The organism is Pseudomonas citronellolis (genome assembly GCF_001586155.1).
Lineage (GTDB): Bacteria > Pseudomonadota > Gammaproteobacteria > Pseudomonadales > Pseudomonadaceae > Pseudomonas > Pseudomonas citronellolis.
Window position 1 is genome coordinate 1,460,967 of record NZ_CP014158.1, and the last position, 15,469, is coordinate 1,476,435.

Below are 15,469 nucleotides of genomic sequence, written 5' to 3' on the forward strand. Positions count from 1 at the left end.
GGCCCCTCCGGCAATCGCCGGCGGGGCCGTTTCGTACAGCTGGATCAACAGGCCCGTTCCGCGCACGCCGGGTGCCGGGGGCCCCGGAACGGGAGCGACTCGCGCCATGCGCAACTGGTTTGACAACCTCGGCGTCACCTACAAGCTGGGGCTGGGCTTCGGCCTGGTCCTGTGCCTCACCGCGCTGCTCGCGGTGGGCGACTGGATCAGCCGCGAGAGCCTGTTGCAGCGCAGCCGGGCCCAGGAGGTCTACGGCGCGCTCAACGAAGCGCTGGCGGAACTGCGCCTGTCGCTGCAGGACTATTTGCTGGACGGCGCCAAGGCGGCCAGCGAGCAGCGCCTGGGCGCGGCGCTGGACGACTTCGAGCGCCAGCAGGCGGCGATGCGCGCGCGCAAGCTGTTCGCCCGCGCGGACCTGCTCGCCCTGGAGCAGCAACAGGGCGAACTGGTCGGCGACTACCACCAGGCCCTTGGCAAACTGCAGGCCGCCAACCATGCGGCCAGCGCCGTTCGCGACGAGATGGCCGAGCGCGCCGAGCGCGCCTTCAAGGCGCTCAGCGCCCTGCAAGCGCTGGCGGCGGGCCTGGACGAACACGACGAACGCCGCTTCGCCTACTACCAGGCCGGCACGCAGCTGATGCAGGACCTGCTGCTGGTCCGCTACCGCGCGGCGGGCTACGTGGCCCACCCCGGGCCGGAGTCCGAGCGGCTGCTGAACGAACAGATGCGCCTGGCCATGGAAAACTTCCCGCGCCAGGCCAAGGTCTTCGGCGCACAGCCCCCCGCCGAACTGCTGGCGGTGGCGGCGGACCAGCAGAGCTACGCCAAGTGCATCGAGGCCTACCGGGCCGCCACCGCCACGGTGGAACAGGCCCGCCAGGTGCTGGTCAAGGTCGCCGAGCAGACCCGCGAGATCACCCAAGAGCTGACCCGCCAGCAGATCGAACTACGCGACGAAGTGGCGGCCTTCAGCCGCATGGCCCAGGCCTGCGTGGCCCTGCTGGCGATACTGGCCAGCGCCCTGGCCGCCTGGTTCATCACCCGCCGCATCACCCGGCCGCTGCACGACACCCTGCAGGTGGTCGAGCGCATCGCCTCGGGCGACCTGTCGCAGAACATCCAGGTCCGCCGCCGCGACGAGCTGGGCAGCCTGCAGCAGAGCATGCAGCGCATGAGCTGGAACCTGCGCGACCTGATCGGCGGCATCCGCGATGGCGTGACGCAGATCGCCAGCGCCGCCGAGCAGCTTTCGGCGGTTACCGAGCAGACCAGCGCCGGCGCCAACAGCCAGAAGGTCGAGACCGACCAGGTGGCCACCGCCATGCACGAAATGTCCGCCACCGTGCAGGAAGTGGCGCGCAATGCCGAGCAGGCCTCCCAGGCCGCGTCCGCCGCCGACCGCGAAGCCCACGACGGCGACCGCGTGGTGAACCAGGCCGTGGAACAGATCGAGCGCCTGGCCGAGGAAGTGGAACGCTCCGCCGACGCCATGCAGCGCCTGGAGCAGGAGAGCGAGAAGATCGGCAAGGTCATGGACGTGATCAAGTCGGTGGCCGAGCAGACCAACCTGCTGGCCCTCAACGCCGCCATCGAAGCCGCCCGCGCCGGGGAAGCCGGCCGCGGCTTCGCCGTGGTGGCCGACGAAGTCCGCGCCCTGGCCCAGCGCACCCAGCAGTCCACCGAAGAGATCGAAGCCCTGGTCGCCGGCCTGCAGAGCGGCACCCGCCAGGTCTCCAGCGTCATGCTCGGCAGCCGCGAGCTGACCGCCAGCAGCGTGGCCCTGAGCCGCCAGGCCGGCGAATCCCTGGGCAGCATCACCCGCACCGTGTCGAACATCCAGGCGATGAACCAGCAGATCGCCACCGCGGCCGAGGAACAAAGCGCCGTGGCCGAGGAAATCAGCCGCAGCGTGGTGAGCGTGCGCGACGTGTCCGAACAGACCGCCGCGGCCAGCGAAGAAGTCGCCGCCTCCAGCGTGGAGCTGGCGCGCCTGGGCGGCGAGCTGCAGGCGCTGGTCGGCCGCTTCCACGTCTGAGCCCCGAACGCCGCCGGGGCCCGGGCACGTCTTCAGCCGTGCCCGTCGTCGTGGCCCCGGCTGGGGACCATCCCGGGCGGCACCAGGCCGTCGGGCAGCCAGAGCCGCTCCAGGTTCCTGAAGCCCCAGCGCAGCGGGTCCTCGCGCTGGACGATGCGGTCGTAGATGCGCACGTCGGCCAGGTCGCGCAGTTCCTTAGCGATGGCCTGGCGCCGGTGGCTGCAGAAGAACACCTGCACCTGCGGGCGCGTCAGGTTCTCCGGGTTCTGCTGGACCACCACCCCAAGGTGGCCGGACTCCAGGCGCACCAGGCTGCCGATGGGGTAGATGCCGATGGTCTTGACGAAGGCCTGGAACAGCTGCGGGTCGAAATGCCCCTCCCAGCTGGCCATGCGCGCCAGGGAGCCGGCGGCTTCCCAGGCGCACTTGTACGGGCGGTCCGAGGTGATGGCGTCGTAGACGTCGCAGATCGCCGCCATGCGCGCCAGCAGGCTGATCTGGTTGCCGGCCAGGCGGTGCGGGTAGCCGGTGCCGTCGTAGCGCTCGTGGTGGTGCAGGCAGACGTCCAGCACCTGGGGCGACAGCCGGGTGTGCTGGCGCAGCATCTCGTGGCCGCGTTCGGGGTGGGTGCGCATGATGGCGAGCTCGGCCTCGTCGAGCTTGCCGGGCTTGTTGAGGATCGCCGGCGGCATGGCCATCTTGCCGATGTCGTGGAGCATCCCGGCCAGGCCGGCCTCGCGCTGGGCCTCGACATCCAGGCCGAGCTGGCGGGCCAGAGCGACCATCAGCGCGCACACCGTCACCGAGTGCATGTAGGTGTATTCGTCCTTGTTCTTCAGCCGCGCCAGGCTGATCAGCGCCGAGGCGTCGCGGGCCAGCGAGGCGCAGATGTCCTCCACCAGCGGCAGGCACAGGTCCAGGTCGATCGCCCGGCCCATGCGCGCCTCGCGGAACAGCTCCATCAGCGTCAGCTTGGAGCGTTCGAGGATGCGCGCGGCTTCGAAGAACTCGTTCGGATAGATGGCCGGCGGCGCCTCGCAGGCCAGCGCCACGACCGGCTCGGCGATGCCTGCGGCGGGCGCCGCGCCGGGGTCCTGCGCCGCCGGCGCGACGGCGTCGGTGACGCCCAGGCCGCGGGCGTCGTCGATCCACAGCCATTGCACGCCGCTGTTCTGCAGGGCGCGCAGGTCGCCGGGGTTCTCCAGCATGAAGCGGGTCTTCCAGAAGGGGTGGGACAGCCAGCTGCCCTCCAGCGACTGGATGAACATGCCCAGGCGAACCTGGTCGGTGCGAATCCGCTTAAGCATGGGGCAGGCTCCGTGGCGGCGGCGCCGGGCTGCGGCAGCCCTCCGGGGAACGCCGGCCGGGGCGGGCGGGCGAGACAGTCACGCACTCTGCTGGCATGGGGTACCTACGGGCCAAGGGGCCTCTCCTTCGTTCGGTGCCATTATCTCGGCGCCAGGAAGTAGCGCTTCTGCTGGAGTGCCGTGGCCCTTTGCCAGCAGGCAAAATATTTTCGTCGTATACGGAAAATTCCCTCTGTAATGGCAAAGTAACGGTCGGGCGGGGACTGACGTGTAGGAACTCATCGGAATGCCGAGCTTTATTCCCGATGCGCTGGAGGGGCAGCGCATCCTGGTCGTCGATGATCTGGAGAGCGAACGTCGCCTGCTCGCCGAATACCTGCAGCAGCAGGGCTGCCGCATCTACCTGGCGAGCAACGGCCAGGACGCCTTCAAGAAAGTCCAGATGATCAACCCGGACCTGGTGCTGATGGACGTGCTGATGCCCGTGTGGGATGGCCTGACCTGCTGCCGGATGATGCAGGCGAACACCCATACGCGGGATATCCCGGTGGTGTTCCTGAGCGGGGCGAACACCCCCGAGGAACGCGTCCAGGGGCTGCTGGTGGGCGCCGTCGACTACATCGCCAAGCCCTTCAACCTCGAAGAAATCCGCCTGCGCCTGGCCATCCACCTGCGCCGCTGGGGCACCGACCGGCAAGCCTCGCCCATGCCGCCCAGCCACGCCGGCAACCTCGACAGCATCCTCTTCCAGTCGGCCCGCCAGGTGCTGCTGCGCGCGCTGTCGCACACCCCGGAACTGCAGGAGCTGGCCGAGGCCGTGGGCACCAACAGCAAGCGCCTGAACGAGGCCTTCCGCCAGTGCGTGGGCGTGACGGTCTTCGAGTACCTGCGCGAGGAGCGCATGAAGGAGGCCTGCGTGCTGCTCAGCGGCACCGGCCTGCCGATCCAGGCCATCGCATTGGAGGTGGGTTTCACCAGCGGGGCCAACTTCTCCACTGCCTTCCGCGAGCGCTATGGCCTCTCGCCCAGCCAGTTCCGCCAGTCGCGCCTGGACCTGGAGCCCGGCGATGCGCCCTGACCCGCGCGCCGCCTTCACGGCCCTGCTGGGGAGCCTGGCGCTGCTGCTGGTCATGGGCGTGTCGCTGTTCCTCAACCGCGGCGACCTGCAGGCGCCCTACATCGACCTGACCCGCAGCGCCCAGGTGTTCGAGGAGGCCCCCGGCCAGGCGCTGACGCCCGAGCAAGCCTGGCGCCAGGCCGACTGGCGGCCGGCCGATGCCAGCAGCCTGGCGGCGCCCCGGCGGGAGTCGACGCTCTGGCTGCGCCTGCGGCTGGAAAACCCCGACGCCAGCGCCTGGGAGCGCTGGCTGGAAGTGGCGCCCTGGCGCGTCGGCGAGGTCGATCTGTACCGCCTGGACGCGGCCGGCGGGCGCGTCGACGGGCACTGGCGCATCGGCCTGTCGGTGCCCCTGGCCGAGCGTTCGCTGCACAGCCGGCGCAACCTGCTGCCGGTGGCGCTGGCCCCCGGGGAGAGCCGCGAGCTGCTGCTGCGGGTGCGCAGCGAGAGCCGCCCGAGCCTGGCCCTGAACCTGTGGGACATGGGCGCCGTGCTGGCCCAGGACAATGTCGAGCAACTGACCCATGCGATGCTGTTCGGCTGCGTGCTCACCCTGACCGTGCTGCTGTTGCTGCGCCTGGACTGGAGCTTCGCCATGCTCGCCGTGTGGCTGGGCGCGGCCTACGCCCTGGAGGCGGAAAAGGAGGGCTACCTGGCCTTCCACCTGTTCAGCGGGCAGTTCATCCACGGCCCGGGCATGCGCATCGCCTTCTGGCTGGTTTCCCTGGTCGGCTTCCTGGTCGCAGCCCGGCGCCTGCTCGGCCTGGCCGGGCAGGGCGCATGGCGGCGCCTGTACCTGGCCGGCGTGTTCGCCTGCCTGGCGCTGGTCGTCGCCCTGCCGCTGCTGCCGAACAACCTGGCGCGCACGCTGAACCTGTCGCTGAGCTTCTGCCTCCTGGCCTGCTGGCCGCTGTCGCTGTTCTCGCTGCGGCTGCGCGGCGACTTCTGCCGGCAGGTGCTGGCGGGGCTGTTCCTGCTGAGCTGGGCGGAAAGTTCCTGGTTCATCCTTCGCCACCTGCTCAACCTGGGCTACAGCGGGCAGTTCAGCGTGGACGTGGTGATGCTCAGGCTGAGCATCATCATCGGCATCATCGGCCTGTTCACCCTGCAGCAGCAGATGCGCAAGCAACGCCTGGAAACCGAGAGCCTGCAGAGCGAGCGCCGGCAGAAGGCGCAACTGGAAGAGGCGGTATCCCGGCGCACCGCGGAGCTGCAGGCCGCGCTGGTGAAGGCCAAGGACGCCAACCAGGCGAAGATCGACTTCCTCGGGCGCGTCAGCCACGACCTGCGCTCGCCGCTGACCTCCATCATCGGCTATGCCCAGCTGCTGCAGGAGGAGGGCGGGCGCGGCACCCGCAAGGCCGGTGTCATCCTGCGCAGCGCCGGCCACATGCTGACCCTGATCAACGACCTGATCGACCACGCCCGCGGCGTTTCCAGCGACCGCCTGGACATCCAGCCGGTGTACATCCACGGCCTGCTCGACGCGGTGGCGATGGACGCGCACATCCTCGCCCAGCGCAACCGCAACGCCTTCCGCCTGACGCTGTGCGGCGACATTCCCACGGTGCTGCAGCTGGATGCCAAGCGCCTGCGCCAGGTGCTGACCAACCTGCTGGACAACGCCGCCAAGTTCACCCGCGACGGGCGCATCGCCCTGCAGGTGCAGGCCGCCGGGCAGCCGCCGCAGACGGGCCTGGCGCAGCTGCGCTTCTGCGTCAGCGACACCGGCTGCGGCATCCCCGAGCAGGACCTGCCCAAGCTCTTCACCCCGTTCTTCCGCTGCGACGCCACCGGCGTGGAAGGCGCCGGGCTCGGCCTGGCCATCGTCGAGCACTGGGTCCAGCTCATGGGCGGGCGGGTGACGGTGCAGAGCGCGCCCGGCGAAGGCACCCGGGTTTCCTTCGAGCTGACCCTGGCCGTCGGCACCGAGCAGGACATGGCCCAGCCGCAGCTGTTCGACCTGCCGATGAAGAGCCTGCCGGTGCGCGGCGAGGGGCAGCTGGTGTGGGTCGTCGAGGACAACGCCGATATCCGCGACATGCTGGTGGACCTGCTCGAGGCCAGCCGCTTCCGCGTCGAGGCGGCCGTCGACGGGCAGGACTGCCTGGAGCGCCTGATGGGCCCGGGCGGGCAGCGGCCGGACCTGGTCCTGACCGACTACCTGATGCCGCGCTGCAACGGCGGCGAGCTCCTGCTGGCGCTGCGCGAGCGCTGGCCCGGGCTGCCGGTGGTGCTGATGTCCGCCACCCAGCAGACCATGCAGTCCCTCGGCCAGGCGGGCGGCCTGCCGTTCGACGCCAGCCTGGTGAAGCCCATCAGCCTGGCCGACCTGGGCGTGACCCTGGCCCAACTGCTGCGCCTGCGCGGCGGCCTGGCCGGCGTGACCGAAAAGCCTGACCGCCGTCAGCAAGCGCTGGCCGGACAGTTGGAATCCTTGAGCCGAGGGCAGCGGCAACAGCTTCAGGCGCTCGTGGAAGCGGGCGCCATCACCGACCTCATCGAATGGAGTCGAACACTCGCCGATGCCTCTGGGGAGTTGGCGGTGTACTTGCGAGAACTGGCAGAAACAGGGGACTTGGACTCCATGGAAGAAATGATGGGGTTACTGGGAAGCAACCCGTGAAGTCCCGCGTTTTATTTTTGGAAAGGAAAGGCCCTGGCGGCTTGCGGGCTTAGGGGGCGAGTGTGGGGAGTCAAATGAAAAACAAACAACGCCGGGCGTTCGAGGTGCTCGTCATCGACGATGAGCCGCTGGTCGCATCGGAGCTTTCCGAAGTGCTGGAGAGCGTCGGTTTCTCCTCGGTCGGTTGCAGTTCCATCGCCGAGGCGGTCGCGCTGTTCAAGAAGAACGCCAAGTTGCGCATCCTGGTGTGCGACCTGAACCTGGGCAGCGAATGGGGCCTGGACGCCATCAAGGAAATCCACGGCGCCGTGGGCGACGACTACCTCTTCGAAGTCATCGTCCTCACCGGGTACGGCGAAAGCGACAAGGTGGTCGAGGCGATGCGCGCCGGGGCCTCGGACTTCCTGATGAAGCCGGTGTCGCCGCAGGAGCTGATCGAGTCGGTGGAGCGGGTGGAGAACAAGCTGCTGCAGAGCATCCGCCGGCAACGCAGGATCCTTCACCTCAATGGCCGGCTGGAGCATATCGCGGAGTCGCTGAACTCGCTGTTCCAGGACGTCAGCGCGATAAAGATGGACGTCCACGGCGGCCCGAACGTCTTCGACCTGGACGATGACGAGCACACCGCCCCGGACAAGGTCGACATCAGCAGCCCGCTGTTCTTCAACCTGACGCAGCGCCAGCAGGAAGTCGCGCAGTTGATCTGCAAGGGCTATTCGAACTACCGGGTGGCCCATGAGCTGGGCATTTCCGAGAACACGGTGAAGCTCTACATCACCCAGATATTCAAGCTGCTGCGGGTCAGCAACCGCACCCAGCTGGCCATGCTGCTGGCCGCCTCCTCCGGCGCGCCTGGAGGCTTGGATGCCAGGGGGGCGCTGAGGTAATCCGCAATAAGCGGGCGCCTACAGGTCGTGGTTCGCCTTGCGCCTGGGCGATGACTTGAGCGCCAGCTGCGTGCGGTTGCTCAGCCCGGTGAGGCGCAGCGACTGGGAGACGTAAAGCTTCACCGTATGCTCGCTGATGCCCAGCTTGCAGGCGATCTGGTAGTTGCTCAGGCCCTTGCCGATCAGCCTGACCACGTCGAGCTGGCGCAGGGAGAGCTTGGCGAAGAAGGGGTTGGCCAACTGGTCTTCCGGCGTGTTCAACAGGGCCTCGTCGTCCTTTGAGGGCTCGCCCCTGGCGGGCCTGGACGAGGTGCTGGCGTAATTGATGGCCTTCTTCGCATCGCTGGCCAGGGACTTCAGGCTCTCGGTCAGCACGTCCAGGCGCGACTCCGCGCGGATGACCCGCTGCCGGTCGCGGGCCCGTTCCTCCAGCTTTTCGGCCAGCTTCTCCAGCGCGGCCAGCAGGTGCTCGGGGTTCAGCGGCTTGGCGAGGAAGTCGCAGAAGCCGCTGCGCAGCACGTCGATCAGTTCGTCCTTGCCGGCCCGCCCGCTGATGGTGATGGCCTCGAACAGCCGCTCGCTGCCGGCCAGCGCCTGCATGCGCTCCAGCACCCGCGGGCCCTGGCTGTCCTGCAAGTCGAAGTCGAGGATCAGCATGTCGATGCCGGGGTTGGCCTGGAACAGCGCCAGGGCCTGTTCCGCCGTGTGCGCGCCCAGGCAGGGGTAGCCGGCGCAGTTCAACAGGTCGACGACCTCTTCGACGATGTCGGGCTCGTCGTCGAGGATGAGTGCCTGGTGCCCGTGCAGGTTCGCTTTTCTTGTCGTAGCCACTGTGTTCAGACCTTGTTGCGCAGGCGCCGGGCCCCGGCGGTTCAGCTGGATTGCGTGAGGTTCCGCGAGCGCAGTTCCAGGTATTCGCTCAGGTCCTGGAGCCTGTCGCGCTCCAGCTTCCTGCGCATGTGCGACCTGATCCGGCTGACGAAGGTGCGGGGCTCCACCGGCTTGGGGATGAAGTCGGCCGCGCCCAGCTCGAAGCCCTCCAGCTCGGCTTCGGTGGTGTCCTCGCCGGTGAGGAAGATGATGGTGATGTCGCGGGTGCGCGCGTCGGACTTGATTGCTTCGCACAACTGATGCCCGTTCATGCCCGGCATGCCCAGGTCGGCGATGACGATGTCCGGCAGGGGCGTTTCCTCCAGCGTGCCGAGGGCTTCGTGGCCGGAACCCGCGGTTTTTATATTGAAGAGACTTTCGAACAACTCCGCCGTCGAGGCCAGTGCGTCCGTGTCGTCGTCAACGAGCAATATCAGGGGAAGTTCCGATCGGGTCAGCATCGCTTTTACCGAAGTTCTGCGGAGAGTGGTATTCGCCTGTTTCCTTTTGCATTTCCGCTGGGCAGGTCTTATTGATTGAACCTGCCCAGTGCGCGCGCGGATATTCATGAATTTGCCCCACCTCGATTGCGGATATGAAGTGGGGCGGTGCTATTGCCGCGGCGGGAAATCAGAGCGAGTTGGTGATCTTCTCGAAGACCGAGACCAGCTTGGGACCTAGCAGCTTCAAGGTGGCGATGATGGCCACGGAGATCAGCCCGGCGATGACCGCGTACTCGATCGCGGTGGCCCCTTCCTTGTCCTTGGCGAATGCCTTCATGGAAGAGACGAGTTTGTGGATTTTCAACTTGAAGTTCATGGTGCCTCCGTTGCGGGTATATCTTCCGATTCTTTTATGGGGAGTAACTTTTTACAACTAGTAGGAAGGGCCTAGTAGCTTTTGGTCGTTTTATTTATCGGGGCGCCAAGGTAGCTTGCCGGCCTTCTCGCGAGATCGACGAGTCTGCTTTCGATACTTGCTTCCCGAATGTGCTTTCCGCTGGCTGCAACGAAATAATCATCATGAAAAGTAAATTGTTGATGGCGTTTGCCGGGCTTCTGTTACTGGGGGCGGTGGTGGTCGGTTACCTGGGGTTGTCCATCGGCAGGCCCGAGGCGCCGGTGGTCGCCAGCGAACCCGTTCCTGCCGTGCTCCCCACCGACCCGGACAAGCTGCAGCGCACCCCCGTGGTGGTGGTCACCCGCGACCTGCCGGCACTGGCGCTGCTGGGCAAGGACGACCTGCGCCTGGAATACCTGCAGACCGCGCCGGCGGGCAGCTATCCCAAGGTCGAGGCCTTGCTCGGCCAGCGCGTGTGGGTGTCGGTGGCGGCCGGCAGCATCCTCTCCGGCGCCGTGCTCGAACCCGGCGGCCCGCTGGCGCGGACCATCCGCGCGGACGAGCGGGCCATGGCCATCGCCGTGGACGACGTGGTCGGCGGCGGCGGCTTCGTGCTGCCGGGCGACTACGTCGACGTGGTGCTCTACGTCGCCGACCAGCAGGGCATCCAGCGCGACGTCCGCGCCCAACTGGTGCTGCCGGGCGTGCGCGTCCTCACTTATGGCGAGCAGATCGCCGTGGCCGGCGACGGCCAGGCGCGCAACCCCGGCGACGGTCAGGACAAGGAACGCAAGGTGGCGCGCACCGCGGTGCTGGCGGTGCCGGCGAACGCCACCGCGCGGCTGATGCTGGCCAGCCAGGCCGGCTCGTTGCGCCTGGCGGTGCGCAGCAAGGACGAGAAGCTCTACGAGAAAGAGCAGCAGGGCAGCTACCAGCACACCGCCCTGAGCGCCGCGAACACCGAGTCCATCACCTTGGAGCAACTGCTCGGCCGCCGCCAGCCGGTGGCCGCGGCGGCTCCGCGCAGCCCGGCCCGGCCGCGGGCCGCTGCGGGCGTGACGGTCTACCGCGGCGGCACGGTCGCCCACGAGGCGCCTTGAATCAGCCCCTGAAGCAGGGAGAGGGAGTAGTTAGGATGGCTTGCAATATGGGATACCGGCGTCCGGCTGGTGGGGTGGGCGTTTGCCTCGCGGGCGTCATGGCATGGGCGCTGCTGGGTTCGGCGCAGGCCGCGCCCAAGGCCTGCGAAGGGCTGGCGCAACTGCCGCAGAAGCTGGTGCTGGCGCTGCAGCAGGGCGCCCAGCAGGACCAGCAGCTGCCGCTGCCGATCAAGCGCCTGGCCATTGGCGACCCGCAGATCGCCGACGTGCAGCTGCTGGACAAGCGCAACTTCCTGGTCACCGGCAAGGCCCAGGGCGAGACCAGCCTGCTGGTCTGGACCGGCTGCCCGGGCGACCCGCTGCGGGCCCAGGTGCAGGTGGCCGGGCGTTCGATCCGCGACGTGGGCGCGACCAGCGACGCCGTCGCCGCCGCCAACCTGGCCAGCCAGGTGCAGACCGACATCCGCTTCGTCGAGGTCAGCCGCAGCAAGCTCAAGCAGGCCAGCACCTCGCTGGTGCGGCGCGGCTCCAACCTGTTCATGCTCGGCGCGCCGGGCAGCCTGAGCGGCATCAGCGTAGGCTCCGACGGCGGCGTGACGGGCAACTTCGGCACCAGCGACAGCGGCTTCAATGTCATCTGGGGCGGCGGCAGCAGCAAGGTGCTGGGCTTCCTCAACATGCTCGAAGGCAGCGGCTTCGCCTACACCCTGGCGCGCCCCAGCCTGGTGGCCACCAGCGGGCAGAGCGCGTCCTTCCTGGCCGGCGGCGAGTTCCCCATCCCGGTGCCCAACGGCGATAACAACAACATCACCATCGAGTACAAGGAATACGGCGTGCGCCTGACCCTGACGCCGACGGTGATGTCCACCGGGCGCATCGCCCTGAAGGTGGCGCCGGAGGTCAGCGAGCTGGACTTCTCCGCCGGCATCCAGACCAACGGCATCGCGGTGCCGGCGCTCAACGTGCGGCGCACCGACACCAGCGTGATCCTCGCCGACGGCGAGAGCTTCGTGATCAGCGGCCTGATCAGCAGCAACACGGTGAGCAACGTCGACAAGTTCCCCGGCCTGGGCAACCTGCCGGTGCTGGGCGCGTTCTTCCGCTCCTCGCAGCTGGACAAGGACGACCGCGAACTGCTGATGGTGGTCACCCCGCACCTGGTCCAGCCGCTGGCGGCCAATGCCGCGCTGCCCAAGCTGCCCGGCGAGGGCCTGCGCAACTACGACCCCGGCTTCGGCGAGTTCTACTTCCTGGAGAACGGCCAGTACGACGGCCGCGCTTCGGCCAGCGGGATGTCCCAGTGATGGCCGGCGATCCGCTGGGCCGCAGCGGCAGCCGCGTGCCCGCCGCGCAAAGCCGCAACGCCGCCCAGACCTTCGTCGCGCTGACCCAGCACGCCGGCGAGCTGGAGTGGCTGCAGAGCAGCCTGGCCAGCGCCGGCCAGGTGGTCGCCGCCACCAGCGGCACCCTGGAGGAGCTGCTGGCGCTGCTGGAAGTGACCGGCGCCGGCGTACTCTTCATCAGCCTGAACAAGGCCAACCTGATGGTCCACGGCGCCCTGATCGAGGGCCTGGTGTCGGCGCGGCCGATGCTGGCGGTGGTGGCCGTGGGCGATGGCCTGGACAACCAACTGGTGCTGGCGGCCATGCGCGCCGGCGCCCGCGACTTCGTCACCTACGGCGCCCGCGCCAGCGAACTGGGCGGGTTGGTCCGGCGCCTGGGCGGACGCCTGCCCAGCGTGCCGGTGAGCGCCGTGCAGCAGGGCGAACTGTTCGCCCTGGCCAGCGCCCGGCCGGACGCCGACGGCGCCTTCGTCGCCCTGCACCTGGCGTTGGCGTTGCAAGCCCAGGAGGGCAACCGGGTGCTGCTGGTGGACATCGGCCAGCCGGCCGGCGAAGCCCTGGCCATCCTCGGTATGGACGCGCCCTTCACCTTCGCCGACGCCATGCGCAACCTGCGCCGCCTCGACCAGACGCTGATCGACAGCGCCTTCAGCCGCCACGACTCCGGCCTGCGCCTGCTCAGCCTGACCGACGAGCCCGGGGTGCTGGAGCGCATGACCACCGCCGAGCTGTACCTGCTGCTGGGCAACCTGCGCACGGCCTTCAGCCACGTGCTGATCAACTTCACCGCCATGCCCGAAGGCGAGCTCGCCCGCCAGTTGCTGCAACAGGCCAGCCGCGTGCTGTGGCTGGTGGACCAGAGCGTGCCCTCGTGCAAGAAGGGCCTGGAAAGCCTGCGCCGCCTGCGCGAGAACAGCCAGGCGCTGCCGCGCATCGAACTGCTGGTGGAGCGCTACCTGCCCGCGGTGCCGCCGGACGAGCAGGCCCTGTGCCGCATGTTCGGCCTGGAACTCTTCGGCGTGCTGCCGGCCTCGGCCGAGGCGCGCCTGCGGGCGAAGAACCTCGGGCGCAGCCTGTTCGAGGTGGCCCCGCGCGACCCCCTGGCGCTCAAGCTGCGCGCCCTGGCCGAGCCGCTCGGCGCGGTGGGCGGCCAGGCGCGGCGGCGCTTCCCCTGGTTCGGCCGCTTCCGGGGCGCGCGTCCATGAGCTACGCCAGCAGCCTCGGCGCGCACGAGCAGGAAATGCAGCTGCTGAAGATGCGCCTGCACCGCTACATCATCGACGAGATCGACGAAGACGGCGTGAACCTGCTGGAGGGCGCGCGCCCGGCGGTGGCCCAGTACGTCGCCGAGAAGGTCGGCGAGTACGCCGCGCGGCGCCAACTGGCGATCTCCCGCTACGAGCTGGACCGCCTGGCCGAGGAAGTGGTGGACGAGCTGACCGGCTTCGGCCCGCTGGAAGTGCTGCTGCGCGACCCGGACATCAGCGAAATCCTGGTCAACGGCCCCGACCGCGTCTTCATCGAGCAGCGCGGCCGCCTGTACCAGAGCGACCTGCGCTTCATCGACGACCACCACGTGTACCGCGTCATCCAGCGCATCCTGGCGCCCCTGGGGCGGCGCCTGGACGAATCCAGCCCGATGGTCGACGCGCGCCTGCCCGACGGCAGCCGGGTCAACGCCATCATCCCGCCGGTGGCCCTGGACGGCCCGTGCATCTCCATCCGCAAGTTCAGCAAGGAGCTGCTGCAGAGCGCCGACCTGCTGGCCTACCAGAGCGTCGACGAGGCGCTGCTGGGGTTCCTCCGCCAGGCCGTGGAGAACCGCTGCAACATCCTCATCAGCGGCGGCACCGGCACCGGCAAGACCACGCTGCTCAACGTGCTGAGCGGCTTCATCGACGCGCGCGAGCGCATCGTCACCATCGAGGACACCGCCGAGCTGCAGCTGGGCCACGACCACGTGGTGCGCCTGGAGACGCGCCCGCCGAACGCCGAGGGCTACGGCGAGGTGACCGCCCGCGACCTGATCCGCAACGCCCTGCGCATGCGCCCGGACCGCATCATCCTCGGCGAAATCCGCGGGGTGGAAGTGCTGGACGTGCTGCAGGCGATGAACACCGGCCACGACGGCTCGATGAGCACGGTGCACGCCAACTCGGCGATGGATTCGCTGCTGCGCATGGAAATGCTGGTGGGCCTGGCCGGGCACAAGCTGCCCGAGCAGACGCTGCGGCAGATGATCTGCGCGGCGCTGGACATCGTGGTGCAGATCACCCGCCAGGCCAACGGCCGGCGCTGCATCAGCGAAGTGCTGGAAGTGCTGGAGGTGCGCGACGGCATCTACGTCACCAACTCGCTGTTCAGCCTGGACCGGCGCGCCAGCGGCAGGTTCGTGCGCACCGGCGTGCCGTCGGGGCTGAAGCTGCGCCAGGTGGCGGCATGAGCGCCGGGGCGCTGTTGCTGGCGGTGGCCAGCCTGGCGCTGGTGGGCCTGGCCGTGCTGCTGCTCGGCCTGGGCCTGCGCGCACGCAACAACGAACAGGTGGTGCGCCGCCTGGTGCCCGGCCAGGCCCTGGGCGACCTCGCCGCGGCGCGGCCGCGCACCCAGCATTGGCTGGTGCGGCGCATGCGCCGCGCCGGCATCGTGCAGATGCGCCCCTGGCTGGTCGGGGCGGGGCTGGCGATGCTGGCGCTGGCCGTGCCGGGCTGGCGCCTGCTGAACGTGTTCGGCGTGCTGCTGGCCGTGCCGCTGGTGCTGCTGCTGTTCAACGGCCTGCTCGGCCTGCTGTACCAGCGCCGCCTGCAGAAGATGATCCGGCAGATGCCGGCCTTCCTCGACCAGGTGGTGCGCAGCCTGCAGGCCGGGCGCACCCTGGGCGACGCCATCGAGCAGGCGGTGGCGGCGGCCGACGACCCGCTGCGCTCGATCTTCGCCCGCGCCAGCAGCCACGTGCAGCTGGGCATCAGCCTGCCCGAGGCGCTGCAGGACATCGCCGAACTCTACGACGTGGAAGAGCTGCACATCCTCGCCCTGGGCGTGACGGTGAACTACCGCTACGGCGGCAACACCACGGACCTGCTGGACAACATCATCAAGGTCATCCACGAGCGCGAGAAGATCGGCCGCCAGCTGCGCGCCATGACCGGCGAGACGCGCTTCAGCGCCCTGGTGCTGGCGGTGCTGCCGCTGGGCCTGGGCATGTACATCCTGGCCAGCAACCCCGGCTACCTGATGGCCATGTGGAGCGACGGCTTCGGCCGCACGCTGCTGCTGACCTCGCTGGGGCTGCAGGCGGTCGGCTGCGTCACGCTGTGGCGCATGCTCAAGAGCGTGTAGGAGACGGA

13 protein-coding genes and 1 pseudogene are annotated in these 15,469 nt (G+C 68.9%); 10 read left to right on the forward strand and 4 right to left on the reverse strand.

Going from position 1 to position 15,469, the window contains the following annotated elements; translation table 11 throughout:
- Positions 1-106: 106 nt before the first annotated feature.
- Positions 107-1,177, forward strand: a pseudogene (locus tag PcP3B5_RS32525) (methyl-accepting chemotaxis protein); the annotation flags it as partial.
- Positions 1,172-2,035, forward strand: coding sequence for a methyl-accepting chemotaxis protein (locus tag PcP3B5_RS32530; RefSeq protein WP_420820165.1), 864 nt, complete (start codon positions 1,172-1,174; stop codon positions 2,033-2,035). The pseudogene PcP3B5_RS32525 and the gene PcP3B5_RS32530, both read left to right, overlap by 6 nt.
- Positions 2,036-2,067: 32 nt before the next feature.
- On the opposite strand, the gene PcP3B5_RS06645 is transcribed toward PcP3B5_RS32530, so the two are convergent.
- Entirely contained in the window at positions 2,068-3,342 is a 1,275-nt protein-coding gene (locus PcP3B5_RS06645; protein ID WP_061560845.1) for an HD-GYP domain-containing protein, read from the reverse strand.
- 286 nt (positions 3,343-3,628) lie between these two features.
- On the opposite strand from PcP3B5_RS06645, the gene PcP3B5_RS06650 reads away from it, so the two are divergent.
- From PcP3B5_RS06650 to PcP3B5_RS06660, 3 genes are all read left to right on the forward strand, one after another.
- On the forward strand, positions 3,629-4,420 hold the full coding sequence (locus tag PcP3B5_RS06650; RefSeq protein ID WP_058070500.1) for a response regulator transcription factor: 792 nt from the start codon (positions 3,629-3,631) through the stop codon (positions 4,418-4,420).
- A complete protein-coding gene (locus PcP3B5_RS06655) occupies positions 4,410-7,085 on the forward strand; it encodes a hybrid sensor histidine kinase/response regulator (protein WP_061560846.1) in 2,676 nt (891 codons plus the stop codon). Before PcP3B5_RS06650 ends, PcP3B5_RS06655 begins: the two co-directional genes overlap by 11 nt.
- Before the next feature lie 74 nt (positions 7,086-7,159).
- Positions 7,160-7,972 carry a response regulator transcription factor gene (locus PcP3B5_RS06660; RefSeq protein ID WP_061560847.1) on the forward strand — a complete coding sequence of 271 codons (813 nt, stop codon included), beginning with the start codon at positions 7,160-7,162 and terminating at the stop codon, positions 7,970-7,972.
- Positions 7,973-7,990: 18 nt separating this feature from the next.
- On the opposite strand, the gene PcP3B5_RS06665 is transcribed toward PcP3B5_RS06660, so the two are convergent.
- The 3 genes from PcP3B5_RS06665 to PcP3B5_RS32365 all read right to left on the reverse strand — a co-directional run bounded on the left by PcP3B5_RS06665 (position 7,991) and on the right by PcP3B5_RS32365 (position 9,661).
- Positions 7,991-8,803, reverse strand: a complete 813-nt coding sequence (locus PcP3B5_RS06665) for a response regulator (RefSeq protein WP_070065487.1) — start codon at positions 8,801-8,803, stop codon at positions 7,991-7,993.
- A gap of 41 nt (positions 8,804-8,844) precedes the next feature.
- On the reverse strand, positions 8,845-9,228 hold the full coding sequence (locus tag PcP3B5_RS06670; protein ID WP_051879135.1) for a response regulator: 384 nt from the start codon (positions 9,226-9,228) through the stop codon (positions 8,845-8,847).
- Between the two features lie 244 nt (positions 9,229-9,472).
- On the reverse strand, positions 9,473-9,661 hold the full coding sequence (locus tag PcP3B5_RS32365; RefSeq protein WP_009618286.1) for a Flp family type IVb pilin: 189 nt from the start codon (positions 9,659-9,661) through the stop codon (positions 9,473-9,475).
- 203 nt (positions 9,662-9,864) lie between these two features.
- Between PcP3B5_RS32365 and cpaB the strand changes: the two genes are divergently transcribed.
- Genes cpaB through PcP3B5_RS06700 form a run of 5 tightly spaced genes read left to right on the forward strand, consistent with a single transcriptional unit; the run spans position 9,865 to position 15,461 of the window.
- Positions 9,865-10,782: a Flp pilus assembly protein CpaB gene (gene cpaB / locus PcP3B5_RS06680; protein ID WP_061560850.1), complete on the forward strand. Its 918-nt coding sequence runs from the start codon at positions 9,865-9,867 to the stop codon at positions 10,780-10,782.
- A 35-nt stretch (positions 10,783-10,817) separates the two neighbouring features.
- On the forward strand, positions 10,818-12,086 hold the full coding sequence (locus PcP3B5_RS06685; RefSeq protein ID WP_081884708.1) for a type II and III secretion system protein family protein: 1,269 nt from the start codon (positions 10,818-10,820) through the stop codon (positions 12,084-12,086).
- Positions 12,086-13,330: a type 4b pilus Flp biogenesis protein TadZ gene (tadZ, locus tag PcP3B5_RS06690; protein WP_070065488.1), complete on the forward strand. Its 1,245-nt coding sequence runs from the start codon at positions 12,086-12,088 to the stop codon at positions 13,328-13,330. Before PcP3B5_RS06685 ends, tadZ begins: the two co-directional genes overlap by 1 nt.
- A complete protein-coding gene (gene tadA / locus PcP3B5_RS06695; RefSeq protein WP_009618290.1) occupies positions 13,327-14,568 on the forward strand; it encodes a type 4b pilus Flp biogenesis ATPase TadA in 1,242 nt (413 codons plus the stop codon). The genes tadZ and tadA overlap by 4 nt, the downstream gene beginning before the upstream one ends.
- Positions 14,565-15,461 carry a type II secretion system F family protein gene (locus PcP3B5_RS06700; protein ID WP_061560851.1) on the forward strand — a complete coding sequence of 299 codons (897 nt, stop codon included), beginning with the start codon at positions 14,565-14,567 and terminating at the stop codon, positions 15,459-15,461. Before tadA ends, PcP3B5_RS06700 begins: the two co-directional genes overlap by 4 nt.
- Positions 15,462-15,469: the final 8 nt, after the last annotated feature.

What these genes read in the sequence shown, in the direction of transcription:
- PcP3B5_RS06660 (WP_061560847.1), top strand. Translation starts at nt 7,160, where the DNA reads ATGAAAAACAAACAACGCCGGGCGTTCGAGGTGCTCGTCATCGACGAT.
- PcP3B5_RS06700 (WP_061560851.1), top strand. Translation starts at nt 14,565, where the DNA reads ATGAGCGCCGGGGCGCTGTTGCTGGCGGTGGCCAGCCTGGCGCTGGTG.
- PcP3B5_RS32530 (WP_420820165.1), top strand. Translation starts at nt 1,172, where the DNA reads ATGAGCTGGAACCTGCGCGACCTGATCGGCGGCATCCGCGATGGCGTG.
- cpaB (WP_061560850.1), top strand. Translation starts at nt 9,865, where the DNA reads ATGAAAAGTAAATTGTTGATGGCGTTTGCCGGGCTTCTGTTACTGGGG.
- PcP3B5_RS06655 (WP_061560846.1), top strand. Translation starts at nt 4,410, where the DNA reads ATGCGCCCTGACCCGCGCGCCGCCTTCACGGCCCTGCTGGGGAGCCTG.
- PcP3B5_RS06685 (WP_081884708.1), top strand. Translation starts at nt 10,818, where the DNA reads ATGGCTTGCAATATGGGATACCGGCGTCCGGCTGGTGGGGTGGGCGTT.
- PcP3B5_RS06650 (WP_058070500.1), top strand. Translation starts at nt 3,629, where the DNA reads ATGCCGAGCTTTATTCCCGATGCGCTGGAGGGGCAGCGCATCCTGGTC.
- PcP3B5_RS32365 (WP_009618286.1), bottom strand. Translation starts at nt 9,661, where the DNA reads ATGAACTTCAAGTTGAAAATCCACAAACTCGTCTCTTCCATGAAGGCA.
- tadZ (WP_070065488.1), top strand. Translation starts at nt 12,086, where the DNA reads ATGGCCGGCGATCCGCTGGGCCGCAGCGGCAGCCGCGTGCCCGCCGCG.
- PcP3B5_RS06645 (WP_061560845.1), bottom strand. Translation starts at nt 3,342, where the DNA reads ATGCTTAAGCGGATTCGCACCGACCAGGTTCGCCTGGGCATGTTCATC.
- tadA (WP_009618290.1), top strand. Translation starts at nt 13,327, where the DNA reads ATGAGCTACGCCAGCAGCCTCGGCGCGCACGAGCAGGAAATGCAGCTG.